The sequence below is a fragment of the Streptomyces antnestii genome (assembly GCF_004005495.1).
Lineage (GTDB): Bacteria > Actinomycetota > Actinomycetes > Streptomycetales > Streptomycetaceae > Streptomyces > Streptomyces antnestii.
Window position 1 is genome coordinate 856228 of sequence record NZ_RZYA01000001.1, and the last position, 25212, is coordinate 881439.

Annotated in this window: 19 protein-coding genes and 1 pseudogene; 14 read left to right on the forward strand and 6 right to left on the reverse strand. The window is 70.7% G+C overall.

Annotation, left to right across the window (positions count from 1 at the left end; genetic code table 11):
- Positions 1–56 precede the first annotated feature (56 nt).
- From EOT10_RS03635 to EOT10_RS03645, 3 genes are read left to right on the forward strand one after another with little or no spacing between them, the layout of a single operon-like run.
- Positions 57–491: a roadblock/LC7 domain-containing protein gene (locus EOT10_RS03635; protein WP_127826541.1), complete on the forward strand. Its 435-nt coding sequence runs from the start codon at positions 57–59 to the stop codon at positions 489–491.
- 2 nt (positions 492–493) lie between these two features.
- Positions 494–865 (forward strand): DUF742 domain-containing protein, encoded by a 372-nt coding sequence (locus EOT10_RS03640; RefSeq protein WP_127826542.1) that lies wholly within the window; start codon positions 494–496, stop codon positions 863–865.
- Positions 843–1439, forward strand: coding sequence for a GTP-binding protein (locus tag EOT10_RS03645; RefSeq protein ID WP_127826543.1), 597 nt, complete (start codon positions 843–845; stop codon positions 1437–1439). Before EOT10_RS03640 ends, EOT10_RS03645 begins: the two co-directional genes overlap by 23 nt.
- 17 nt (positions 1440–1456) lie before the next feature.
- Here EOT10_RS03645 and EOT10_RS03650 read toward each other — a convergent pair whose 3' ends face one another.
- The 5 genes from EOT10_RS03650 to EOT10_RS03670 all read right to left on the reverse strand — a co-directional run bounded on the left by EOT10_RS03650 (position 1457) and on the right by EOT10_RS03670 (position 9741).
- A complete protein-coding gene (locus tag EOT10_RS03650) occupies positions 1457–3400 on the reverse strand; it encodes a DUF2264 domain-containing protein (RefSeq protein ID WP_127826544.1) in 1944 nt (647 codons plus the stop codon).
- A gap of 95 nt (positions 3401–3495) precedes the next feature.
- The gene (locus EOT10_RS03655; protein ID WP_127826545.1) at positions 3496–5919 is read right to left on the reverse strand and encodes a polysaccharide lyase 8 family protein; all 2424 of its coding nucleotides are present in this window, start codon (positions 5917–5919) and stop codon (positions 3496–3498) included.
- A gap of 30 nt (positions 5920–5949) precedes the next feature.
- Positions 5950–7296, reverse strand: a complete 1347-nt coding sequence (locus EOT10_RS03660; protein WP_189491055.1) for a M60 family metallopeptidase — start codon at positions 7294–7296, stop codon at positions 5950–5952.
- Positions 7297–7480: 184 nt separating this feature from the next.
- Positions 7481–8575 carry a LacI family DNA-binding transcriptional regulator gene (locus EOT10_RS03665; RefSeq protein ID WP_127826547.1) on the reverse strand — a complete coding sequence of 365 codons (1095 nt, stop codon included), beginning with the start codon at positions 8573–8575 and terminating at the stop codon, positions 7481–7483.
- A 95-nt stretch (positions 8576–8670) separates the two neighbouring features.
- The gene (locus EOT10_RS03670; RefSeq protein ID WP_127826548.1) at positions 8671–9741 is read right to left on the reverse strand and encodes a hydroxyacid dehydrogenase; all 1071 of its coding nucleotides are present in this window, start codon (positions 9739–9741) and stop codon (positions 8671–8673) included.
- Positions 9742–9956: 215 nt separating this feature from the next.
- On the opposite strand from EOT10_RS03670, the gene EOT10_RS03675 reads away from it, so the two are divergent.
- The 9 genes and pseudogenes from EOT10_RS03675 (at position 9957) to EOT10_RS03715 (ending at position 21936) form a co-directional block, all read left to right on the forward strand.
- Entirely contained in the window at positions 9957–10913 is a 957-nt protein-coding gene (locus EOT10_RS03675; protein WP_223280732.1) for an ABC transporter permease, read from the forward strand.
- A gap of 94 nt (positions 10914–11007) precedes the next feature.
- Entirely contained in the window at positions 11008–11868 is an 861-nt protein-coding gene (locus EOT10_RS03680; protein ID WP_127826751.1) for a carbohydrate ABC transporter permease, read from the forward strand.
- Between the two features lie 64 nt (positions 11869–11932).
- A complete protein-coding gene (locus EOT10_RS03685) occupies positions 11933–13606 on the forward strand; it encodes an extracellular solute-binding protein (protein ID WP_127826549.1) in 1674 nt (557 codons plus the stop codon).
- Entirely contained in the window at positions 13603–15045 is a 1443-nt protein-coding gene (locus tag EOT10_RS03690) for a M1 family metallopeptidase (RefSeq protein WP_127826550.1), read from the forward strand. The genes EOT10_RS03685 and EOT10_RS03690 overlap by 4 nt, the downstream gene beginning before the upstream one ends.
- A gap of 8 nt (positions 15046–15053) precedes the next feature.
- On the forward strand, positions 15054–17273 hold the full coding sequence (locus tag EOT10_RS03695; protein WP_223280733.1) for a galactose-binding domain-containing protein: 2220 nt from the start codon (positions 15054–15056) through the stop codon (positions 17271–17273).
- A gap of 50 nt (positions 17274–17323) precedes the next feature.
- A pseudogene (locus EOT10_RS03700) lies at positions 17324–18534 on the forward strand (Gfo/Idh/MocA family protein).
- Positions 18535–18695: 161 nt separating this feature from the next.
- Positions 18696–19724 (forward strand): L-threonine 3-dehydrogenase, encoded by a 1029-nt coding sequence (gene tdh / locus EOT10_RS03705; RefSeq protein ID WP_127826551.1) that lies wholly within the window; start codon positions 18696–18698, stop codon positions 19722–19724.
- Between the two features lie 51 nt (positions 19725–19775).
- Complete coding sequence (locus tag EOT10_RS03710) at positions 19776–20990, forward strand: glycine C-acetyltransferase (RefSeq protein ID WP_127826552.1); 1215 nt, start codon at positions 19776–19778, stop codon at positions 20988–20990.
- A 43-nt stretch (positions 20991–21033) separates the two neighbouring features.
- Entirely contained in the window at positions 21034–21936 is a 903-nt protein-coding gene (locus EOT10_RS03715) for a LysR family transcriptional regulator (RefSeq protein ID WP_127826553.1), read from the forward strand.
- An 18-nt stretch (positions 21937–21954) separates the two neighbouring features.
- On the opposite strand, the gene EOT10_RS03720 is transcribed toward EOT10_RS03715, so the two are convergent.
- Positions 21955–22968 carry a LacI family DNA-binding transcriptional regulator gene (locus EOT10_RS03720; protein WP_127826754.1) on the reverse strand — a complete coding sequence of 338 codons (1014 nt, stop codon included), beginning with the start codon at positions 22966–22968 and terminating at the stop codon, positions 21955–21957.
- A 256-nt stretch (positions 22969–23224) separates the two neighbouring features.
- Between EOT10_RS03720 and EOT10_RS03725 the strand changes: the two genes are divergently transcribed.
- On the forward strand, positions 23225–24106 hold the full coding sequence (locus tag EOT10_RS03725) for an ABC transporter permease (RefSeq protein WP_431313251.1): 882 nt from the start codon (positions 23225–23227) through the stop codon (positions 24104–24106).
- Positions 24107–24178: 72 nt separating this feature from the next.
- Complete coding sequence (locus EOT10_RS03730) at positions 24179–25207, forward strand: ABC transporter substrate-binding protein (protein ID WP_127826555.1); 1029 nt, start codon at positions 24179–24181, stop codon at positions 25205–25207.
- Positions 25208–25212 lie beyond the last annotated feature (5 nt).

Here is a 25212-nt window from a genome sequence, read left to right on the forward strand (position 1 = left end):
CACGCGCCCCCCGCAGTCCACGTACCCCCAGCAGTCCACCAAGGAGTCGATCCCCCATGGCGAGCGATGTGCCGACGGGTCATGTGTCCGATCTCGACTGGCTGATGAGCGGCCTCGTCCAGCGTGTGCCGCACACCCGCAGCGCCGTGCTCCTCTCCTCCGACGGACTGGTCAAGTCCGTCCACGGCCTCGACGCCGACAGCGCCGACCACATGGCGGCCCTGGCGTCCGGCCTGTACTCCCTCGGCCGCAGCGCGGGCGTCCGGTTCGGGGACGGGGGTGAGGTCCGGCAGGTCGTCGTGGAGCTGGACTCCACCCTGCTGTTCGTCTCCACGGCGGGCTCCGGCACCTGTCTCGCGGTGCTCGCCGGGCGTGAGGCCGACGCCGCGGTGCTCGGCTACGAGATGGCCATGCTGGTCAAGAGCGTGCGCCCGTACCTGATGACCGCACCCCGCCAGCACGCGGACCGGCCCACGGCGATGAGGAACTGAGCATGACGGCCCCGCAGGACGGGCCGTGGCTGGACGACGCGGCCGGCCGTCTCGTCCGCCCGTACACCGTGAGCGACGGGCGGACCCGGCCGACCACTTCGCTGGACCTCCTGTCGCTGGTGATGGCCACGGGGGCCACCCCCCTCGGCTACCTGGGTCCAGAGCACAGCGAGGCGCTCAAACTGTGTGCCCACCCCACATCGGTCGCGGAACTCGCGGCCCATCTGAAACTCCCCGCCGCCGTCACGAAGGTCCTGCTGTCCGACCTCGTCGACTGCGGGGCGATCACCACCAAGCCCCCCACGTTCCACGACAACCCCACTGACCGGTCCCTACTGGAGGCAGTGCTCGATGGACTACGACGACAGCTCTGAAGCCTTCCCGACCGCACTGAAGATCCTGGTCGCGGGCGGTTTCGGTGTCGGCAAGACGACTTTCGTCGGAGCGGTCAGCGAGATCGCGCCGCTCAGTACGGAGGAGCTGCTCACCACGGTCAGTGAGGCCACCGACGACCTCGAAGGCATCGAGAACAAGGTCGAGACGACGGTGGCGATGGACTTCGGGCGGATCACCCTGGACCCGGAACACGTGCTGTATCTGTTCGGCACGCCCGGGCAGGAGCGCTTCTGGTTCATGTGGGACGAGCTCTCCGAAGGGGCGCTCGGTGCGGTGATCCTCGCGGACACCCGGCGCCTTGAGGACTGCTTCGCGGCCGTCGACTTCTTCGAGGAGCGCGGCATGGGGTTCATCGTGGCCGTCAACGAGTTCGACGGTTCCTACCGCTACGACCCCGAGGAGGTGCGGGCGGCCATAGACCTGGACCCGCAGGTGCCCGTCGTGCGGTGCGACGCGCGGATCTCCAGCTCGGGGATCCAGACGCTCCTCACCCTCGTCAGGCACCTCCTGGCCCACGCCCCGGCCCAGACGACGTACGGGGCCCACACGTGACGACGCGCGAGGCGGCGTCAGACGGTGACCGTCCCGCCGTCGGGGAACGTGATCCGGACCTGCTTGCCCTCCCCGCCCTCCCCGCCCGTCCCGCCGTCCAGGGGGGCCGCCTCGCATGAGATCGAGTCGCGCAGCGCCTGCGGATGCACGACGTCACGGGTCAGGACCGCGAGGGTGACGTGGACGCTGGGCCCGCCGGGGTGGCCGGTCGAGCGGAGGAACGGCGTCGCGGAGTGCGGGCCGTAGGCGTTGGCCTCGACCTCGCGGGCGACGCCGGACTCCTCGTCCCAGCCGTGCAGCGCCACGACCGCGCTCGTCACCCCGGACTCCGTGCGCGTGAGGGCCCAGCCGGGGCCCTGCTCGGCGTGGACGCTGGTCTCGTCGGCGACCGCGTATCCGCCCTCGCGCACCGTCACACCCGCCGGCGCCTGCACCCGGTGGACGCGGATCTCCCACGGCCCGTGCAGCACGGTCGTCGACTCGATCGGGAACTCTGCGTCATGTCCCGGGAGTTGGGCATGGTGACGGGACGAGGCTACGCGTCCCTCGCAGGTGAGGGGGTGGATGCGGCACCGGCGCGACGCCGTGCCGTCCGGCGCGAGGAGAGCCACATGGTTGTCGACGTTCCGGTCCCAGGCGTGCGGGGCCGCCTCGGGCGCCGTGGCCGTGGAGTACGCGAGCTTCGCGTAGTGCGGGTCGTCGGTGGCGGGGCCTTCGAGTGGGTTGTGGTCGCTGCCGTGGTTGATGAGCCGCACGATGCCGTCGTGGGGCGTGCCGTGCAGCAGCCAGCCCGGCGCGGGCAGGGCCGTGTACTGCGCGGACTTCGCAGCCTTCTCGACGGGCAGCTGCGCCTCGCGGGCGGTCCACACGGGATGGTCGGAGGGCAGCAGCAGCCCGAGGAATCCCTTGCTCGCCCAGTACGGCGAGGCGGGGCCCGAGTACGCCTGCGTGGTGGGCAGGAACGTCCCGTACCAGCCGAGCGGCAGCAGACCGCGCTCGTCGGGGACGCCCCGCTCCACGAAGTGCCGTGCCGTGCCCGACGCCAGGCGGCGGGTGAGTCCCGGCTCCAGCGGGGTGCAGTCCGCGAGCGCGCCCATCCAGACGGGCGCCGTGGCGGCGAACCGGTACGTCAGTGAGCGGCCCTGGTGGACGGGTGCCCCGTCGGCGCCGAAGAAGTGCGGGTAGGTGGTGAGGAACTGCGACAGGCGCTCGCGGTAGACCTTCGCGCGCCCGCCGTCGCCGTCCGGGCCGGTCATGCGTGCCCACAGGAGCGGGTACAGGTGCATGGCCCAGCCGATGTAGTAGTCGAAGTTGCGTCCGTCGCCGTCGGTGTACCAGCCGTCCCCGACGTACCAGTCCTCGATCCGGTCGAGGCCGCCGTCGATGTCCGCCTGGCTGTACGGGGCGCCGACCGAGGCGAGGAACTGCTCGGACACCACCTGGAACAGACGCCAGTTGTTGTCCCAGGTGCGGCCGCCGACGAACCCGGAGAACCAGTCCACGATCCGCTCCTGGACCCGGGAGTCCAGCTTGTCCCAGATCCAGGGGCGGGTCTCGTGCAGTCCGATGGCGATGGACGCGGCCTCGACCATCTGCTGGGAGCAGTCGGTGAGTTCGGGCCACGCCTCGCCGCCCCGGCCCGTGCCGCGACCGCGGTCGGTGCCGGTTGTCAGACCCTCCGCGTAGCGTTCTACGAGTCGGGGATCCACGTCCCCGCCCGCTCCCGCTATCCGGAAGGAGGCGAGCAGGAATGACCGCGCGAATCCCTCGAGTCCGTCCGACACGACCCCCGACCAGCTGGTCCGCCCCGGCAGCCGGTACTGCGCGAAGCCGGGCGTCGCGTACGGGACGAGCGCCTCCAGCTGCCGGTCGGCGAGCGCCTCCCAGTGGGCGCGTGTCCAGCCCGTGAGCGGGGACAGGACACGGTCGGTGGGCGGCAGCGAGAGATGCGGTGCGGGCATGGGCTCGTGTTGCTCCTTGTTCGGAAATGGTGGGTCGGGGTGACCCTATGCGCGCCCGGGGCGCGCGTCGACGGTCGGAACGGAGGGATCCGGGCTCACGCCAGTTCCGCCGTGTGCGTATGCCCGCGAGAGCCCGCGACGTTCACGGTCAGGACGGGACGGCGGCCCGTGGTGACCGTGACCGTGTCGTCGGCGCGGGTCACCGTGCTGACGGGGAAGGGGAGTTCGACGGTCAGCGTGGACCCGGTGCGCCCGGGGTCGGCCACGGCGACGGAGATGCCTTCGTCGCGCCGCTGGACCAGGACGGTGCCCGGACCGGACGACGTGAGTCCGCCGGCGCTGCCAGGACCCCAGAAGTGCGCGGCGACGAGCCCGAGACGGCGCACCTCGACGGCCTGCACCGTGGCGTCGTTGGCCACGATCCGCACGGGCCGCGAGTGCGCCCACGCCCCGGTCGCCGCGGCGCTCGCACCCGGCAGGAGCACATAGGCGTACGAGGAGTCGGTGGGGGAGGAACCGTGGTCGTGCCACAGCGTGACGTAGCGGCGGGTGACCGGCACGCTGTCGCCGCCGGTGTCCGCACCGGAGTTGAGGTCGCCCCACTTCCCGGTGCGTTCCTCGCGCAGGGCCCGCAGCGGGACGCCGCCCGGACCGCGCCCCGGATAGTCGGGGAACACGTAGCCACCGGTGCCGTCCAGGTGCGCCCAGCCGCAGTCGGTCAGGGACGCGGACCAGCCCTGCTCCTCGGGCTGCCGCTCCCCGTCGACCAGGAACGCGGGCGTACCGTCCGCGTGCAGGTTGCGGTTCTCGACGACGGTCTCGATCGTGCGGCCGTCGCTCGCGGTGATGCCCGTGCCGAGCGCGACGACCGCGTTGTCCAGGCAGAACCACGCCTTGCGGGCGCGCAGGGTGCTGCCGTCGGCGATCAGCTCCATCGCGGACGCGCCATAGCGGCCCTGGAGCACGGCGCCACCCGCCACGGCGTTCTTGGGGCGGAACGTGCTGGTGCCGGCGGCCGTCCCCAGGTCGGCACGCGCACGTGTGTCCACCGTCGTGCCCGGCAGCCGGTGCGGGTCGACGGTCGGCCAGAAGCCGTCACCGAACTGGCCGAGGTCGTCACCGTCGTACAGATAGGCCATGCCGTCGCCGGTGTACCAGCCGTGCAGGTTCTCCCCGTTGCCCGCCTCGTACGCGGAGATGCGCTTCGAGGAGAGCGACAGGGCGAGCGCCCAGCCGGGCCGCCGGTGCACCACGCGGTCCATGTCGGCGAACGCGAAGTGGCCGGTGAGCCGTTCGGCCGCCGGGATCGCGTCGTCCTCCAGGACGGCCTTCGCACGGGCGAGGGCGGGGACACCGATGAGGCCCGTGTACGGGTTGGCCTTGTTGCGGCTGATCCACCCCTTGGCGAGCGCGCGCCAGCGCTCGGCGTACGGGGCGGGGGCGCCAGCGGCGAGCTGGAGGATGTTGGTGACGGTGACGGCACCGTCGTTGTAGTCGCGGGCCCTTTCGCGGGAGATGGCGCGCCCGCGCAGGGCGTCCATCATCAGCCCGTCGAACAGGACGGGCGAGAACGACCGCTCCACCGCCTCGTACAGCACCGACACCTTCAGGTCGGTCACGGCCCAGTCGGACCCGGCGAGCAGCGCGATCAACTGCCCCGCGCTGCCCAGCAGGATGCTGCCGTACGTGCCCGTGTAGGCGACGTAGTCGTGCTGGATGAACGAGCCGTCCTCGTAGAAACCGTCGCCGCTTCTGACATACGTGAAGAGGCTGCGCTTCCCGCTGTCCCGGACGTCCGAGAGACCGTCGCGGGCCAGCGCGACCGTCGCCGCGTCCCGGGCGAGCAGCCCGCGCAGGGCGACGATGACGGCCTTGTCGGCACGGTTCGCGCCGGTCTCGGAGAGGGAGGGCGAGTTGGTGCGGCGGTCGGGGTTGGGGCAGAACTTCGCGACGGTCGCGACATAGCGCGCGATGTCCGCGGCCGGCAGCTTCGCCCGCAGGAGGACGCAGGTGTCCATCAGGGCCCGGGGCGCGCCGATCTCCCAGAACCACCAGTTGCCCGACTCGCCGCGCGCCGGGTTGTAGCCGGTGGTGCCCAGGAAGCGGAGCGCCTCGGCGAGGGTGTCCACCACCTCGGTACTGCCGGTCAGCGAGGTGCCCGGAGTGGCCCAGGCGGTGGCCAGGGTGCGCACCCGGGTGTAGCTCTGCCCGAAGTTCCCGGGGTCCGACGCGGGGGAGAGGTCGGCCCACAGGGCCTTCCTGCCGGCGCTCCGGTCGAGGTCCTTCCACCAGGCGGCCGCCTGCGCGTCGAGGGCTCCGACGGCGGCGGCGAAGTCCGGGTCGGCGGTGTCGAACGCGCCGCCGGTGAGCTGCTGTTCTGCGCGCGCGAGCAAAGTGTCGAACGCGTCCGCGTCGGCCGCCTCGGCCGCCGTTGCGATGCCCGCCGGTGCGACGCCCGCGATCAGCGGGAGCGCGGTCGCGCCCGCGAGGGCCAGGGTCTGTCTGCGAGTGAGGTCCATGAGCGGTGGGTCCCCTCCGGGTCAGTCTGCTCAGTCGGTCAGGGTGGCCGGTTCGACGGACGGCTTCGGCAGCTGGAGCGCCGCGATCTCGGCCCGTCCGGTGGCGTCGATGGGGAAGGCCCAGTCCCGGATGAAGAACTCCGTGAGGTCGTGGCCCGAGACCCGGCTCGCGTAGGTGGAGAGGGCGCGGTACCGCTTCGCGGTCTCCGTGTAGTCGGACTGCGGGTTCTCCTCGCGCACCAGGCGGTGCATGCGCGGCCAGAAGTCGTCACCGAACGCCAGCTCCAACTGCCGCAGCGGCACGAGCTTCTCGTAACTGCCGAAGGACTTCTCGTACGTGAGCCCGGCCGTGCCGAACTTGGCGCGCGCGGACTGGAAGGGGTTGAGCCCGGTCTTCGGGTCGACGGTCAGCAGGTTGGACCGCTGGCCGAGCGCGCGCTGCACGGCGAGTGAGTAGATGTTGACCGTGACCTCGGTCAGACCGGTCGGCTTGTACGCCATCTGCTGATGCAGGTGGCCGAGTTCGTGGTAGAGCCCCCAGCCCCGGGTGCGCAGCGCGTCGACGGTGGTGGCGCGGTCGAGATAGGCGCGCGGGAAGCCGTTGTAGCCGTGTGTGGCGTAGGCGCCGACGCCGGACGGGACGACCGACACCTCGGTGAAGTGATAGCCGCCCGCCTTGGGCCGGTGCACCGGCTTCGAGCTGTCGAGACCGCTGATGTCCGACTCGGCGTCGATGATCTGCTCGACGAGCCGCAGCAGGGCCGCGTGGTCCTGGTCCCGGTACTGGAGTGCGCCGTCGCGCGTCAGCGTCATGATCGTGCGCGGCCCCTGAAGCTCGACCACCGGGATGTCGGTGAGCGTGTCCAACTGCCTCTGGTAGTCGGCCTCGGAGGACTGGCCGAGCGCGAAGACCGGCATGGCGGTGGCGCCCGACTTGAACTTCACGGCGGCGCGCTCGCCGTCGCCTTCGAGGGAGAAGTAGACGGGACCGCCGTGCGGGTCGGTGACCGTGTTGGCGCCGGGCTTCAGCGGATAGCTGCGGGGTTCCTTCAGCGTGCCGTAGTAGTCCCACCGACCGATCCACAGCGTGGGGACCAGGTCGTCGTAGGGCAGCACGTCGAGGCGGAGCGCGGTTTCGGCGGGGACGTACTGCCCCGTCGGCTGGAACTCGGTGGCGCGCAGGGCCTGTCCGAGGCGGAGGCGCTCCGTCTCGGCGCCGGGGCGCGCGGTGAGGGAGACGGTGACACCGCTCTCGGCGTGCGCGGTACCGGTGCCGAGGAGGGCGGTGGCTCCCGCGCCGGCCAGGGTGGCGAGCACCGCGCGACGGGAGAAGGCCGAGGCGGCGGCGTCGGAACCGGCCGAGGCGGTGAAGGGCATACGGGCAGGGCGCATCCAGAGACTCCCATGGGGATCAACGACATCGGAGTGATGAGCGAGCTGCGCGCCAGCATGTAAGCGTTTGCTATGCCGCCGCAAGAGGTCTAGTCATGTTTCTGCCTGTTACTACGACTTTCGCGTCCGTCACCACGCCGGGGCGTCTGTCACCACGCTGGAGCGTTCGTCACCGCCGCTTGCGCCCGGCGGCGCGCGGCGGCGCCACCGAGTCCCGAACGACCAGGTGCGTACCCAGGCGGAGCGTCCCCGTCGTCGGGGCGCGCCAGTCGTCCTCGTCCCCGCCGGACAGGGCGACGCGCACGGCCTGCCGGCCCATCTCCTCCAGCGGGATGTGCACGGTCGTGAGGCGTGGCCGCAGCTCCTGCGCCACGGGCACGTCGTCGTAGCCGACCAGGGAGACGTCCTGCGGCACCCGGAGACCGGCCTCCTCCAGGGCCTGGGCCGCGCCCGCCGCGACGATGTCGTTGGCGGCGAAGACGGCAGTGAAGTCCAGCCCGTCACCCAGCAGTTCCGCCATCCTGCGGTGGCCGAACTGACGGCTGAACGCGCCGGGCTGTACGAGCTCGGGGTCGCGCGGAAGCCCGCGCTGCTCCAGGGCGCGCCGGTGCCCGGCGATGCGTTCCTTGGTGGTCGAGAGCCCCGGCGGCCCGCCCAGGTACAGGATCCGTTCATGGCCCTCGGACAGCAGGTGGTCGGTGATCGCGAAGGCGCCGCCCTCGTTGTCGTACTCGACCCCGACCGTAGGCGCGTCCTTGCCGAGCGAGGGGCGCCCGCACAGGACCAGCTTCGATCCGCCGGCGTCCAGCTCGCGGGCGCGGCGCACGAGCTCCGCACGATAGGTCCGGTCGGCGACGCTGCCACCGACGAGGATCACGGCGTCGGCCCGCCGCTCGTGCATCAGCTCGATGAAGGCCAGCTCGCGCTGCGGATCGCCCTGGGTGCTGCAGACCAGGCAGAGCCGGCCGCCGGCGGTCGCCTCACGTTCCACCCCGCGCGCGATGTAGGCGTAGAAGGGGTCCACCACGTCGCTGATGATGATGCCGACGGTGCGCCCGGAGGCGCCGGCCAGCGCGCGGGCATGGGCGTTGACCACATAGCCCAGCTCGCGCATGGCCTCCTCGACGCGCTCGCGGGTGGCGGCCGCGACCGGGTAGTTGCGGTTCATCACGCGGGACACGGTCGCCGTCGACACGCCCGCGAGGCGTGCCACGTCCACGACGGTCGCGCGGCGTCCGTTCGCCGTCGGGCCCTGCCGGGACATCGGGACCTCCCCCTGGTCATCCTGTTCGTCGGTCTGCGCGGCGGGTCCTGGGACCCTGCCGTGGGCAGAGCCTATGGCGTCCGTGGACCCCGCGCTCACGCGATCCGCTCCAGTTCCTCCAGGAGCACCGGATGGTTGAGCGGCACCCCGCGCGCGTAGCGGGCGAGTTCGTCGACGGCGAGGGCGCCGAGCCGCCCCACCTCGTTGCCCTGGGCGCCCGCCATGTGCGGCGTGATGAACACGTTGGGCAGGTCCCACAGGGGGTGGCCGGGCGGCAGCGGCTCGGGGTCCGTGACGTCGAGGACGGCGTCGATCCGGCCGCTGACCAGGTGCCCGGTCAGGGCTTCGGTGTCGACGAGGGGGCCGCGCGCCGTGTTGATCAGCAGGGCGCCCGGGCGCATCAGGGCGATGCGCCGCTCGTCGAGGAGGTGGTGGGTCAGCGGTGTTGAGGGCGCGTGCAGGGTCACCACGTCGCTGGTGGCGACGAGGGTGTCGAGGTCGGTGCGGGTGGCGCCGAGCAGTTCGGCCTCGGCGTCGCTCACGTACGGGTCGTGGAGCAGCACGTCGGCGTCGATGGAGCGCAGCAGCTGGATGACGCGGCGGCCGGTCCGGGAGGCGCCGACGACGCCGACGGTGATGCCGTGGGTGCCGAGCCAGTGGTGGCGGTCGAGGTCGGCCGCCGTGCGGTGGGTGCGGCGTGAGCGGAAGAGGTGGGCGAGCGGGAAGGCCCGCTTGGCGCCCATGATGATCGCCGCGAGGGTGAACTCCGCGACGGGTACGGCGTTGGCGGCGGCGGCCGAGGAGACCGCGATGCCGCGGCCGTACGCCTCGGGGGTCAGGAACGTCTTGACCGTGCCCGCCGAGTGGATCACCGCGCGCAGGCGCGGCGCCCGGTCGAGGACGCCGGTGTCGATGGGCGGGCAGCCCCAGCCGGTCAGCAGGACCTCGCACTCGGCGAGGGCGGCCACCGCCTCGGGACTGGTGAACTCGGCGACCACCTGCGGCGGCCGGATGTCGGCGGCCTCTTCGAGGCGGAGCCGTACCGCGGGCGGGAAGACGTCGTCGAGCAGCCCCGCGTCCATGGCCAGGACGGTACGGGGTCTGCGTGGGGGCCGTGTGGAGCCGGTGGAGTCGGCCTGGGCCGGCGACTCGTCAGTGGTACGCACCCTGCCTCCGGACAGTAAACGTGTTCTATGAGGTCACCGCACGCTAGGGATCACGAGGGGGGAGCGTCAAGCGTGCCCACCCCGACCCCCACACCACTTACCGCGCTATAGCGCCAAATAGCTGTCACGATCGGGCAGTTGAAAAACCCGCATCAACCCGGGTGTTGCCCAGACCTATTGACGCGAGGGGTAACCGATTACTAACTTGCCGCCCCATGGCTGACACAACGCCCTCCCCGCCGCAGGCCGTTCACCGCCTCTCGCTGGGGCAGCGGCTCAAGCGGGACAAGGTCATGCTGCTGCTGACCCTGCCGGGCCTGCTCTACTTCGTCGTCTTCCACTACGTGCCGCTGCTCGGCTACGTGGTGGCGTTCCAGGACTACCAGCCGTACCTGGGCTACCTGCACAGCGCCTGGGCCGGCGTCTCGAACTTCACGTCCGCCTTCACCGACCCCGCCTTCTGGTCGGCGACCGGCAACACGCTGAAGATCGCGCTGGTCCAGCTCGTGTTCTTCTTCCCGGTCCCCATCGCCCTCGCGCTGCTGCTCAACAGCATCGTCAGCGACAAGGTCCGCCGCTTCGTGCAGAGCGTCGTCTATCTGCCGCACTTCATCGGCTGGGTCATCATCGTCTCGATCTTCCAGCAGATCCTCGGCGGCGCCGGCGTCCTGCCCGACCTGCTCGGCCAACTCGGCCTGCCGCGCTACGACATGACGACCGACCCGGCCGCCTTCCCCTGGCTCCTCACCCTCCAGACGGCCTGGAAGGACGCGGGCTGGGGCACGATCATCATGCTCGCCGCGCTCCTCAACATCGACCGCGGCCTGTACGAGGCGTCCGCCATCGACGGAGCCGGGCGCGCACGCCGCCTGTGGCACGTCACGCTCCCCGGCATCTCCCCGGTGATCATCCTGCTCCTGATCCTCAACCTGGGCCAGATCCTCTCCGTCGGCTTCGAACAGATCCTGCTCCAGCGCGACGCGGTCGGCCCCGGCTCCGGTGAAGTCCTTGACACCTACGTGTACTTCCACGGGATCAAGAACAACGACTGGGGCACGTCGGCCGCTGTGGGCCTCGTCAAGGCGGTCATCGGCACCGTCCTCGTCCTCGGCGCGAACAAGTTCGCCCACCGGCTCGGCCACGAAGGGGTGTACCGCGGTGCTGACCGCTGAGACGCAGACGGCTGCCACCACGCGCCGCCGCATCCGCAAGCCGGCCGCCCCGGCCGCATCCGGCACCAGGGTGACCGACGGGCGCCCGCCCTGGCTGGAGAAGCCCACCCGAACCGGCCTGTTCCTCAAGGGACTTGTGCTGTTCCTCGTCGTCGCGGCGGTCGCCTACCCGCTGCTCGGCGTCATCGGCACGAGCTTCGCCTCGCAGTCCGACATCATCCGCAGCCCCGGCCTGGTTCTGTGGCCCGACCACCCGACGCTCGACGCGTACCGGACCGTGTTCAGCGGCGGCGTCGTCACGCACGCCCTGCTCATCTCCGTCGGCGTGACCCTCGTGGGAACGGCGACCAGCGTCCTCGTCACCATCGGCATGGCCTACGGCCTCTCGCGCCGCGAGGTCACCGGATCCCGCTTCATCCTGATGACGGCCCTGTTCACGATGCTCTTCGACCCGGGCATCATCCCCAAGTTCCTCACCGTCAAGGAGCTCGGCCTCTACAACACCCTGGCCTCGCTGGTCATGCCCACCCTGGTCAGCGCGTTCAACCTGGTCGTCCTGCGCTCCTTCTTCATGAACCTGCCCGAGGAGCTCTACGACGCCGCGAAGGTGGACGGCGCGGGCGACCTCCGCACCCTCGTACGGATCGTGCTCCCGCTGTCGAAGGCCGTCATCGCCGTGATCAGCCTGTTCTACGCGGTGACGTACTGGAACGCCTTCTTCAACGCGATGCTCTACCTGAGCGACAACGACAAGTGGCCGCTCTCGATGGTGCTGCGCACCTTCGTCCTCCAGGGCCAGTCCCTCGAAGGTGCCTCCGCCGGCGAGGCGCTCGCGCCCCAGCAGGCCGTACAGATGGCCGTCCTCGTCATCGCCGTCGTACCGATCCTGTGCGTCTACCCCTTCCTGCAGCGCTACTTCACCAAGGGCGTGCTCACCGGCGCCATCAAGGGCTGACGCCGCACAGTCCCCTCTCGCACCCCCCCGCGCTCATGTCCCCTCCCTCACCGAGGAGTTCCCCGTGTCGCGCTCCACCCCCATCAACCGCAGAACTCTCCTGCGGACCTCCCTGGGCCTCGGCCTCGGGCTCGCCGCGAGCCCGCTGCTCACCGCGTGCGGCGACGGCGGCGCGGCGGAGAAGTCCGCCGCCAAGAGCCGGCAGGTGCTGCCGTCCACCGTCACCGCCAACAGCGTCAAGGCCGACCTGCCCGGCACCGCCGACGGTGTGCCCAACGCCTTCTTCAGCTACCCCGCCACCCCGGCCCGCTCCGTCCAGGGCAGCCCCCTCAAGGGCGCGAAGCCGGTCAGGGCGATGACGGAGACCTACGCTCCGCCCGCGCCGGGCCGGTCCAGGAACGCCGCCTGGCAGGCGATCGAGAAACGGCTCGGCGGCACGGTCGACATCACGGCCGTGCCCGCCGACGACTACCCCACGAAGTTCTCGACGATGGTCGCCAGCGGTGACCTCGCCGATGTCTTCATGTACCCGGAGACGGGAGGCGTCGACCACAAGGCGTCCTTCCTCGCCTCCGAATGCGCCGACCTGACACCGTTCCTGTCCGGCGACAAGGTCAAGGCGTACCCGAACCTCGCGGCGATCCCCGCCATCGCCTGGCAGCAAGCCCTGTACGGCGACAAGCTGTACGGCGTCCCGATCACGCGCTACGGCACCGCGGGCGCCGGGTTCTACCGGCACGACCTGTTCAAGGAGGTCGGGGTCGACAGCCTCGACCAGATCACCGACCTGGACCGCTTCTTCGAGGTCTGCAAGGAGCTGACGCAGCCGAAGAAGAAGCAGTACGCGATCATCGCGGGCGCCACCACCATGCTCGCCATGTCGGCCGGCGCGCCCTACTTCTGGTCGATGGACAAGAAGACCGGCAAGTTCACCGCCGACCTGGAGACCGACGAGTACCGCTCGGCCGTCGAGATGGCGGCCAAGCTCTACAAGGCCGGCTGCTACTACCCCGGCACCCTCGCCATGTCCGGCGCCCAGAAGGCCCAGTACACGGACCTCTTCAAGAACGGCAAGGGCGCGTACGTCTCCGACGGCATGCCGGCCTACCTGCAACCCGCGACCGGCTACGTCGACGCGATGGCCGCCATCGACAAGAGCTTCGACGTCCGCCCCTTCGTGCCGGTCGGCAAGAACGCCGTGGCCCACCCCGACAACGCCACGCTCAGCGAGTCGTACGTGCAGAAGGCCCCCAAGGAGCGCGTCGAGGAGATCCTGCGCCTCCTCGATTTCATCGCGGCCCCGTTCGGGACCGAGGAGTTCACCCTCATCAACTACGGCGTCGAGGGCACCGACCACAAGCGCGACGCCAAGGGCAACCCCGTCCTCACCGACCGCGGCAGCCAGGACATCGGCGTCCCGTGGGGCAAGCTCGCCTCCGGCACCCCGGCGATCTTCTCGACCACGTCCAAGGACGCCGTCGGCTACGTCCACGAGGCGTACACGAAGCTGATCCCGATGCTCATCAAGGCCGACTTCCTCGACTACACATCCCCCACCTGGGACTCGAAGGGGTACGGCAGCCTCTACACGATCAAGCTCGACGGCCTCAAGGACATCATCTCCGGCCGCAAGTCCATGAAGGACTACGACGCCCTGGTCAAGGACTACCTGGCCAAGGGCGGCGAGCAGGCCCGCTCCGAATTCGAGGAAGCCGCCCAGAAGGGAACCGGCAAGTGACCCGCACCGTACGCGCCGCGATCGCCACGGCCGCCGCCCTGGCGGTCGTCGCCCTCGCCGCCCCCGCGCAGGCCCACCCGTTCGACCCGAAGCCCGGCTCCGACGGCGTCGGCGACCCGCTCTTCCCGACGCTCGGCAACGGCGGCTACGACGTACGCCACTACGACCTGTCCTTCGGCTTCACGCCCGTGACCTACGACTTCACCGGCACGATGAAGATCAGCGCGAAGGCCACCCAGGACCTCTCGTCCTTCAACCTCGACATCGACTCGCTGGCCATCGAGTCGGTGAAGGTCGACGGCGAGGACGCGGGCTTCGCCGTCTCGCCCGGCAAGAGCGGCCAGGAGCTGACGGTCACCCCGGCCGGCGGCCTGCACGACAACACGCCCTTCGAGGTCGCCGTCACCTACCACGGCAACGGAAAGACGAAGCCCATAAGCGCCCCCGGCTGGCGCTACATGAGCGACGGCGGATTCGCCTCCGCCGCGCAGTCGTCCCGCGCCGACACGTTCGCCCCCGTCAACGACACCACGATGGACAAGGCGACCTGGACGTTCCACCTCACGGCCCCCGACGGCTGGACGCCGGGCGCCAACGGCACCCTGACCGGCACACGTCCCGCGGGCGAGGGGAGGACCACCTCCGACTTCCGCCTCAATGTGCCCATGGCCTCCGAGCTCCTCGGCATCTCCGTGGAGAAGCAGACCGTTCTGACGGGCGAGGGCCCGCACGGCGTGCGGCTGCGCCACTACGTCCCCGAGGACCAGGTCGCCACGTACCGGCCGATCGTCGAGCAGACCGGCGACCAGATCGCGTGGCTGGAGAAGACCCTCGGGGTGCGCTTCCCCTTCGACACGTACGGGATGCAGATCGTCCGGGACGGCTACAGCGACGCGCTGGAGAACCAGACCCTGTCGTTGTTCGGGCCGGGCTGGTTCAAGAACGCCTCCACGTCCACGACGTACACGAACGTCATGGTCCACGAGATGACCCACCAGTGGTTCGGCGACTCGGTCACGCCCACCACCTGGCAGAGCGCCTGGCTGAACGAGGGCCCCGCCGTCTACTACGCGGCCCTCTGGGCCGACCAGCAGGGCACCGCCTCCATGGAGGACAAGATGAGGACCGCGTACGGCAAGCTCGACGCCGTACGCAAGACCGACGGGCCGCCCGGACTGCCCACCGCGCTCGGTGGGTTCAACATCTACGACGGGGCCGCCGTCACCCTGTACGCCCTCAACCAGCAGGTCGGCCAGGACCGGTTCGACGCGATCATGAAGTCCTGGCTCACCAAGCACCGGCACGCCAACGCCGACTCCCAGGACTTCATCGACAACGCGGTGAACGTCACGCACGACCCGTCGCTGCGGCCCTTCCTGGAGGACTGGCTGTTCAGCAAGGACAACCCGCCCATGCCCGGCCACCCCGACTGGAGCTGACGCCGACCGTGAACAGAACCCGCATCGCCGTCGCCCTCGCCGCGACCGCCGCCCTCCTGTCCACCGCCCCCGTCGCGCAGGCCGACGCGGGAGCCCGTGTCCTGTACGCGTCCCCGGACGGATCGGGCACCGCCTGCGCACCCGGCAACCCCTGCTCCCTCGAAGGCGCCCGGGACCTCGCCCGGACCGTCGACGGGCGTGACGTCCGCATCGAACTCGCCGACGGCACCTACGCGTTGAGCAGATCCCTGGAACTCGGTGCCGCCGACTCCGGGCGCGACGGGCACACCGTCACCTGGACCGCGGCGCCCGACGCCCACCCCGTCCTGTCCGGTGGCCGCCGGCTGAAGGGCTGGGAAGCCGGCGCGGACGGCACCTACACCACACACGTCCCCGACGGGATCACCCCGCGCCAGCTCTTCGTCGACGGCGCACGGGCCGTGCGTGCCCGAGGCGAGTCCTGCGCCGCCTCCATGTGCGACGCCACCAAGACCGGCATGACTGGCGCCAAGGCCACCGGCATCGCGAACTGGGCCCGCCCCACCGACGCAGAGGCCGTCATCAGCGTCCGCTGGCGCAACTACCACTGCCGCATCGAATCCGTCACCGGCGACATCATGACGTTCGCCCAGCCCTGCTGGACCAACTCCGCGTCCGGCACGAACCGTACGGGCCCCGCCTGGGACTCCACCACCGTCGACTCGTCGCGCTACTCGAAGGTCGCCTACTTCGAGAACGCACCCGAACTCCTCGACAAGCCGGGCGAGTTCGTCTGGAACTCGGACGCCCGCACCCTCACGTACCTGCCGCGCCAGGGCGAGGACATGAAGCACGTCAAGGCCTACACGCCGGTCACCGAGCGGCTCCTCGTCCTCGACGGCGCCCACGACGTGAACATCGAGGGCATCGGCTTCCAGTACGCCGCCTGGCGCCAGCCGTCCACCGACGAAGGTTACGCCGGTATGCAGGCGGGACTCACCCTCACCGGCGCGACGGGCCCCGTCGACCACGCGGGCCGCTACTACACCAAGCCCGCCGCCGCCCTCACCGTACGTGGTGGCCACCATGTGACCGTGGACCAGGCCGACTTCACGCACCTCGGCGGCGCCGGCGTCATCTTCGAGGCGGGCACCAAGGACTCGGGCGTCACCCACTCCCGCTTCACCGACCTGTCCTCCGGAGCCGCCTGCATCGGCGACACCGAGCCCATGCCGGCCGCCGAACTCGCGGGCGAGCGCAACACGGTGGCGTACAACACCATCCGTCACACCGGGGTGGAGTTCACCGACTCCGTCGGCATCTGGGCCGGTTACGAGGCCGAGCTCACCGTCGACCACAACACCCTGGAGGAGCTGCCCTACTCGGGGATCTCCGTCGGCTGGGGCTGGAACCAGCCCGAGTCGCAGAAGTCCGTCCTGCGCGACAACAAGATCACCGGCAACCGCATGAACAACGTCATGCGCGTCGAGAACGACATGCACGACGGCGGCGCCATCTACACCCAGGGCTCCCAGCCCGGCACCGTCATCTCCGGCAACTACATCAACCGCAGCGCCTTCGGCAACACCGAGCGCGACGGCAACGGCATCTACCTCGACGAGCAGTCCAGCCACATCCGCGTGACGGGCAACGTCCTCACCCGCATGGGCTACAAGTGGGTGTCCAACTGGGCCGGTTACGGCATCGACAACCTCGCCACCGGCAACTGGACCGACACCGCGGCACCGGCTCTCGCCGGCCGGGGCTCCGCGATGACCGACAACCGGACCGGGCTCGACCGGCTCCCCGACGAGGCGCTCAAGGTGGCCGCCGCCGCGGGCGCCGGCGAGCACGGCACCGTCGAACAGCTGCGCCCCGACCTGGCCCGCACCGGCACCGTCTCCCAGTCCTCCACGGACGGCACCGCCACGGCAGCCCTCGCCATCGACGGCGACACCAACACCGACACCCGTACCCTCTCCGAGCCCGGCGCCTGGTGGCAGGTAGACCTCGGCTCCGCGCAGCACGTCGGACAGGTCGAGATCTGGAACAACAGCTCCATGACCACCGCCGGCTTCGACCTCCAGCTGTCCCGCACCGCGGACTTCGCCGACGCCACCACCGTCCACGTCCCGGGCAAGGCCATGCGGCCCACCGTCCTGGACACCGACACAGAGGCCCGCTACGTACGGATCAAGCTCACCGGAACGGGACGCGTGGCACTCGCGCACGTCCTGGTCCACCCGTGATCCCGTAACCCCGCAGTCTCTTCAACTCCCGTACAAGCAAGGGAACTTCCATGACCGACCTCCGTCTCGGCGTCCTCGGCCACGGCCTGCGCGGATCGCTCGCGCGCACCGCCCACCGGCCAGGAGCGGGCGCACGTGTCGTCGCCCTCGCGGACCACGACTCCGCGGCGCGGACGGAGGCGGCCCTGGCCTTCCCCGGCGCCCTGATCTCCACCGACCACCGCAAGGTGATCGACGACCCGGACGTCGAAGCCGTTCTCGTCCTCACCCCGACCACACCCACGCCGACATCGCCCGCGAGGCCCTGGAGGCGGGCAAGCCCGTCTTCGTCGAGAAACCCCTCGACATCACCGTCGAGCGCTGCGACGCCCTCCTGCGCACCTCGTACGAGACCGGAACCCGGCTCTACGTGGGCCACAACATGCGCCACATGCCCGTCGTCCGCCTGATGCGCGACATCATCGCCCGCGGCGACATCGGCGAGGTCAAGACCGTCTGGGTACGGCACTTCGTCGGCTACGGAGGCGACTGGTACTTCAAGGACTGGCACGCCGAACGCCGGTACACCACCGGACTCCTGCTCCAGAAGGCCGCCCACGACATCGACGTGCTGCACTGGCTCGCCGGCGGCTGCACCCGCCACGTCCAGGCTCTCGGCGACCTCATGGTCTACGGCGACAACCCGCACCGCCGCGCACCGGGCGAGCCCAAGCCCGACGACTGGTACACCAAGGAAGGCCACTGGCCGCCACACACCCAGCGCGGCCTCAACCCCGTCATCGACGTCGAGGACGTCTCGATGATGAACATGCGTCTCGACAACGGGGTTCTGGCCGCCTACCAGCAGTGCCACTTCACCCCCGACTACTGGCGCAACTACACCGTCATCGGCGACGCCGGCCGCCTGGAGAACTTCGGCGACGGACCCGGGGGAGCCGTCAAGGTCTGGAACACCCGCCGCTCCACCTACCGCGCCGAACCCGACGCCACGTACCCGGTCCCGGACGCCGAGGACAACGCCGGGCACGGCGGCGCCGACCCGCTGCTGATCGACGAGTTCCTCCGCTTCGTGCGCGAGGGCGGCACCACCGACACCTCGCCGGTCGCCGCCCGTATGGCGGTCGCGGTGGGCGTACGGGCGACCGAGTCGCTGCGGGACGGCGGCACCCCGCGCGACATCCCGCCGCTCGACCCCGAGCTGGTCGACTGGTTCGAGCGCGGCCAGACATCCAGCGGTCAGACACTCCGCGGCGAGGCCTGAAGGAAACCTGCGGCGGCGCTTAAGAAATCCTCGATGGACCCGGGGCGCCGCGGTACGGAAGAGTCCGGGGTGGCGGCCGGCTGACCGCCACCTCCACTCACTCTTCCCCGTGTGCGGGCCGCTGCGCGCTGCCCGCACACGCGACGACAGGAGCCGAGCCGTTGAAGGCGCTGGTCAAGGAGAAGGCCGAACCGGGACTCTGGCTGACGGACGTGCCCGAGCCGTCCATCGGCCCCGGTGACGTGCTGATCAAGGTGCTGCGCACCGGGATCTGCGGCACCGACCTGCACATCCGTAACTGGGACGGCTGGGCGCAGTCCACCATCCAGGCCCCCCTCGTCGTCGGCCACGAGTTCGTCGGCGAGGTCGTCGAGACCGGCCGTGACGTCGTGGACATCACCGCCGGCGACCGCGTCAGCGGCGAGGGCCACCTCGTCTGCGGCAAGTGCCGCAACTGCCTCGCGGGCCGTCGCCACCTGTGCCGCTCCACGGTCGGCCTCGGCGTCGGCCGCGACGGCGCGTTCGCCGAGTACGTGGCCCTGCCCGCCGGCAACGTGTGGGTGCACCGCGTGCCCGTCGACCTCGACATCGCCGCGATCTTCGACCCGTTCGGCAACGCCGTGCACACGGCCCTGTCGTTCCCGCTGGTCGGCGAGGACGTCCTGATCACCGGCGCCGGACCCATCGGCCTGATGGCCGCCGCCGTCGCCCGGCACGCCGGCGCCCGCAACGTCGTCGTCACCGACGTCAGCGAGGAGCGTCTCGACCTGGCCCGCAAGATCGGCGTCAGCCTCGCCCTGAACGTCGCCGAGTCGACCATCGCCGAGGGCCAGCGCTCGCTCGGCCTGCGCGAGGGCTTCGACGTCGGCCTGGAGATGTCGGGCAACCCCCGCGCCATGCGCGACATGCTGGCCAACATGACCCACGGCGGCAAGATCGCCATGCTCGGCCTGCCCGCCGAGGAGTTCGCCGTCGACTGGTCCCGGATCGTCACCTCGATGATCACGATCAAGGGCATCTACGGTCGCGAGATGTTCGAGACCTGGTACGCGATGTCGGTCCTCCTGGAGGCGGGCCTCGACCTCGCTCCGGTGATCACGGGCCGCTACAACCATCGCGACTTCGAGGCCGCCTTCGACGACGCGGCGAGCGGCCGCGGCGGCAAGGTAATCCTCGACTGGAGCGCGTGACCGGTCCTCCCTGCCCTCTCTGAACTCCTCACCCCTCTAAGGACTTTCGGCATGTTCGACAACGTACGCGAAGACCTCCAGGCCACCCTCGACGAGATCTCCGCCGCGGGCCTGCACAAGCCCGAGCGGGTCATCGGGACCCCGCAGTCCGCGACAGTCGCCGTCACCGCGGGCGGCCGTCCCGGCGAGGTGCTCAACTTCTGCGCGAACAACTACCTCGGCCTCGCCGACCACCCCGAGGTCGTCGCGGCCGGTCACGCGGCGCTCGACCGCTGGGGCTACGGGATGGCCTCCGTCCGCTTCATCTGCGGCACCCAGGAGGTCCACAAGGAGCTGGAGGCGCGCCTGTCCGCGTTCCTCGGCCAGGAGGACACGATCCTCTACTCCTCCTGCTTCGACGCCAACGGCGGCGTCTTCGAGACCCTCCTCGGCGAGCAGGACGCCGTCATCTCCGACGCGCTCAACCACGCCTCGATCATCGACGGCATCCGCCTGTCCAAGGCCAAGCGCTTCCGCTACGCCAACCGCGACATGGCCGACCTGGAGACCCAGCTCAAGGCGGCCGGTGACGCCCGCCGCAAGCTGATCGTCACCGACGGCGTCTTCTCGATGGACGGCTACGTCGCCCCGCTCGACGAGATCTGCGACCTGGCCGAGCGCTACGACACCATGGTCATGGTCGACGACTCGCACGCCGTCGGCTTCGTCGGCCCCGGCGGCCGCGGCACCCCCGAACTGCACGGCGTGATGGACCGCGTCGACATCATCACCGGCACCCTCGGCAAGGCCCTCGGCGGCGCCTCCGGCGGTTACGTCGCGGCCCGCGCCGAGATCGTCGCCCTGCTGCGCCAGCGCTCGCGCCCGTACCTCTTCTCCAACAGCCTCGCCCCGGTGATCGCCGCCGCGTCGCTCAAGGTCCTCGACCTCCTGGAGTCGGCGGGCGAGCTGCGCGAGCGGCTCAACGCCAACACGGCGCTCTTCCGCACCCGCATGACCGAGGAAGGCTTCGACATCCTCCCCGGCGACCACGCCATCGCCCCGGTCATGATCGGCGACGCGTCCGTCGCCGGCCGCATGGCGGAGCTGCTTCTGGAGCGCGGCGTGTACGTGATCGGCTTCTCGTACCCGGTCGTCCCGCAGGGCCAGGCCCGCATCCGTGTCCAGCTGTCCGCGGCGCACTCCACGGACGACGTGAACCGGGCCGTGGACGCGTTCGTCGCGGCGCGCGCCGAGCTCGACACCGAGTCCGCGGACGCGACAAGCTGACCCGGTTCCGGACAACGGCGACACATTTGGGAGAATCGGTCGCATGATCGAAGCGCGGCGGCTGCACATCCTCCGTGCGGTGGCCGACCACCGCACCGTGACGGCGGCTGCCGCCGCGCTGTATCTGACCCCGTCGGCGGTCTCCCAGCAGCTGACGGCCCTGGAGCAGGAGACCGGCCACCGGCTCGTCGAGCGGGGCTCCAAGGGCGTACGGCTCACTCCGGCCGGCGAGATCCTGCTCACGCACACGAACGCGGTCCTCGCCCAGCTGGAGCGGGCGGAGGCCGAGCTGGCCGCGTACAGCTCGGGGGCGGCCGGCACGGTCACCGTCGCCGCGTTCGCCACCGGCATCGGCCTGGTCGTCGGCCCGGCCCTGGCGCGCCTCGCGCAGAGCGCGCCCGGCATCAGGATCCGGGTCCAGGACGCCGAGGGCGACGCGAGCCTGCCGATGGTCCTCGACCGGCAGGTCGACGTCGCGGTCGCCGTCGAGTACCGCGGTGCGCCCGGCGCGGACGACGCCCGCCTCACGCGCGTACCGCTGTACGCGGAGCCGTTCGACGCGGTGCTGCCCGCCACGCACCGGCTCGCGGCGGCGGACCGGGTGCCGCTCGCGGAGCTGGCCAAGGACACCTGGATCGGCCCGTTCCCGGGCAACCCGTGCCACGACGTGGTCGTCCTGGCCTGCGAGCACGCCGGGTTCCAGCCGCAGCTCGAACACTCCTCGGACGACTTCCGCGCGGTCGTCGCCCTCGCCTCGGCGGGCGCGGGCGTCGCCCTCGTCCCGCGCTCGGCCCTGCGCGGCATGGACCTCTCGGACGCCGTCGTCCGCCCGGTCGACGGCGTGGCCCCCACCCGCCGGGTCTTCGCGGCCGTCCGCTGCGGAGCGGAACAGCATCCGCTGATCAGGCCGGTCCTCGACGCGCTCGGCGACGTGGCGGCGGGGTAGTACGCCCGCCGGCGTGGTTCACCCCACCGCCGCCGTGCTCGCCCGCACCCGCACCTCGCCCACGATCCGCTCCACCCGCGAGCGCGGCCCCCGGGGTTCCCGTAACGCCAGATCGAGAGCGGCCCGGCCCATGCCCGTCAGCGGGAGCGCCACCGTCGTCAGGGGCGGAGTGAGTTCGCGGACGAGCGGGATGTCGTCGAAGCCCGCGAGCGAGATGTCCTCGGGGACGCGCAGACCGTGGTCGCGGAAGGCGGCGAGCGCCCCGACGGCCATCACGTCGGTGACCGCGAAGACGCACGTCGGCCGGGGCCCGCGGCGCAGCAGTTCGCTCGCCGCCTCGTAACCGCCGTCCCGCGTGAAGGCGCCCTCGACGACCCGCCCGTCGGCGAGGCGCACCCCGGCCTCGGCGAGCCCCTGCCGGAACCCGGCGAGCCGGTCCGCGACGGTCGTCAGGCGGCCCGGCCCGGAGAGCACGCCGAACTGCCGGTGGCCGAGGGCGAGCAGGGCCCGAGCGAGCGCCGCCGCCCCCGCCCGGTTCTCCGGAAGGACGGTGTCGACGCGCAGGCTGCGGTGCCGGCTCACGACGGCGACCCGGCCGCCGCCCCGCAGATAGGGCGTGAGTTCGGCGTCCAGCGCGCGCTCCCACGCGGGATCCTGGAACCCCGACCCGATGAGCAGAACGGCGCGCGCCCTCTGCGCCCGCAGCATCGAGAGGTACGCGATCTCGCGCTCGGGCGCGCGGAAGGTGCTGGCCAGCATCACGAGCACGCCCCGCTCGGCCGCGCTCGCCATGATGCCGCTCGCGATGGCCGCGAAGTACGGGTCGGCGACGTCGTGGCAGATGACGCCCACCGTGTTGTTCGAGGCGCTCGCGAGGGCCTGCGCATGGGCGTTGGGGATGTAGCCGAGCTCGTCGGCCGCGGCCCGTACCCGGCGCAGCAGCTCGTCGCGGACGCGGGTCGTGCCGTTCAGGGCGCGGGAGGCGGTGGCGGGGGAGACCCCCGCGGTGCGGGCGACGGCGTCGAGTGTCACGTGGGGTACTTGCGGGTGCCGGTGCGGTTCGCTCACTCTGCCCCCTCGGATTCCGGTGATGACACCGGTCGCAGGAAACTTCGGAACGGCCTATTGACCCTGTGCCGCGCGAGTCATTAGCGTGGCGGACATGGTATCAGAAAGCGCTTTCTGAAAGCGATTTCCCGGCCTGATTCGCCTATTTTCCAGCCTAGTTATCGCCCGGTCTCAACCTCATCCCCGCCCAGTTCCCTTTCAACTCCCGCAACTGCTCCGGATGCACGAGGAGTTCACCGTGAGTCAGAGCGCACTGCGCACAACCCCCGTTGAAACAGCGGGAGTTGCCGACCGGCAGGCACCCCGTCTGCACCGGCGTGCCGCGGACGTGGCCGAGCGGAGCTGGCGCCCGGTCGCGCTGCTCGTCGTCTGTTTCGCCGCCTGGTGGCTGATCGCCGCGACGGAACTGGTCCAGCCCTATCTGGTGCCCTCGCCGGGCCGCACCCTCGACGTCATCCTCGACAAGCCGGACTACCTCTGGCAGCACACCTGGGTGACCACGTACGAGACGCTGCTCGGCTTCGTCATCGCCGTCGCCGTCGGCATCTTCTCCGCCGTGGTCATGGTGTACTCGTCGACCGTCGAGAAGACCCTCTACCCCATCCTCCTCTTCGCCCAGGTCGTCCCGAAGATCGCGATCGCGCCGCTGTTCGTGGTCTGGCTCGGCTTCGGCATCGCGCCGAAGATCCTCATCGCCGTACTCATCGCGTTCTTCCCGGTCGTCATCTCGATGGTGACCGGACTCAAGGCCGTCGACCCCGAGATGCTCCAGCTCTCCGCGACGATGGGCGCGAGCCCCTGGCAGACCTTCCGGAAGATCCGCTTCCCGGCCTCCCTGCCGCACCTGTTCTCCGGTCTCAAGGTCGCCGTCACGCTCGCCGTCACCGGCGCTGTCGTCGGTGAATTCGTGGGCGCCAACGAGGGGTTGGGCTATGTCATCCTTCAGGCCAACGGCAACCTCGACACCCCGATGCTCTTCGCGGGCCTGCTCGTCATGTCGTTGATCGGTGTCGTCCTGTTCGTCCTCGTCGAGATCGCCGAGAAGGTGTTCCTGCCGTGGCACGCGAGCCGCCGCGACGTGGCGGCGACCACGGCGTACTGACCTCCGGCACCTCCAGTACCGCGTACCGCAGTACCCCGGCACCACCCACCACCGCCGCGAGAAGGGCCGCCCATGCACGCGCGCAGACTCCTGACCGGACTCGTCCCCCTGACGCTCGTCGCCCTGACGGCGACGGCCTGCGGCGACGGCTCCGGCTCGACGACGACCAGTGACTCGGGCAAGAAGCTCGACAAGGTCACGCTGACGCTCAACTGGTACCCGTACGGCGAGCACGCGCCGTTCTACTACGGCAAGAAGCAGAAGATCTTCGAGAAGCACGGCATCGACCTGGAGATCCGCGCCGGACAGGGCTCGCAGAAGACCGTGCAGGCCACGGGCGCGGGCCAGACCGACTTCGGCTGGGCCGACACCCCGGCGGTGCTCGCGGGCGTCGACCAGGGCGTCAACGTGAAGAGCCTGGGCGTCTTCCTCCAGACGACGCCCGCGTCCGTGCAGTCGTTCGCCGGCCAGAACATCAAGTCGCCGGCCGACCTCAAGGGCAGGACCATCGCGGGCACGGCGGGCGACGCGCTCTCCAAGACGTTCCCCATCTTCCTGAAGAAGAACGGCCTCGCCGAGTCGGACGTCAAGGTCCAGAACACCGACCCCGCCGGCAAGATCGCCGCCGTCATGTCCGGAAAGACCGACGCCCTGCTCGGGTACGCCAGCGACCAGGGCCCCACCATGCAGGACAAGGCCAAGAAGGACGTCTCGTACCTCCGCTTCTCCGACCACGGCCTCAACTTCTACTCGAACGGCCTCATCGCGGGCTCCAAGACCCTTCAGGGCAGGGGCGATCTGGCCAAGCGCATGGTCCAGGCCGTCAGCGAGTCCTGGTCCGCCGCCGAGAACAGCCCCGCGCCCGCCGTCGCCTCCATGAAGGGCGCCTCCGAGCAACTCCCGCCGGAGAACGTGCTGTCCGAGCAGTTCAAGACCACCCTGACCCTTCTGCACACGGACGCGACCCAGGGCAAGGCCCCCGGCGCCAACACCGACGCCGACTGGCAGCAGACCATCGACGTCTTCGCCCAGGCCGGCCTCGTCAAGAGCCCCAAGCCGGTGGCGGAGTACTGGGATTCGGCCGACGGGATCAAGGGCTGAGCACC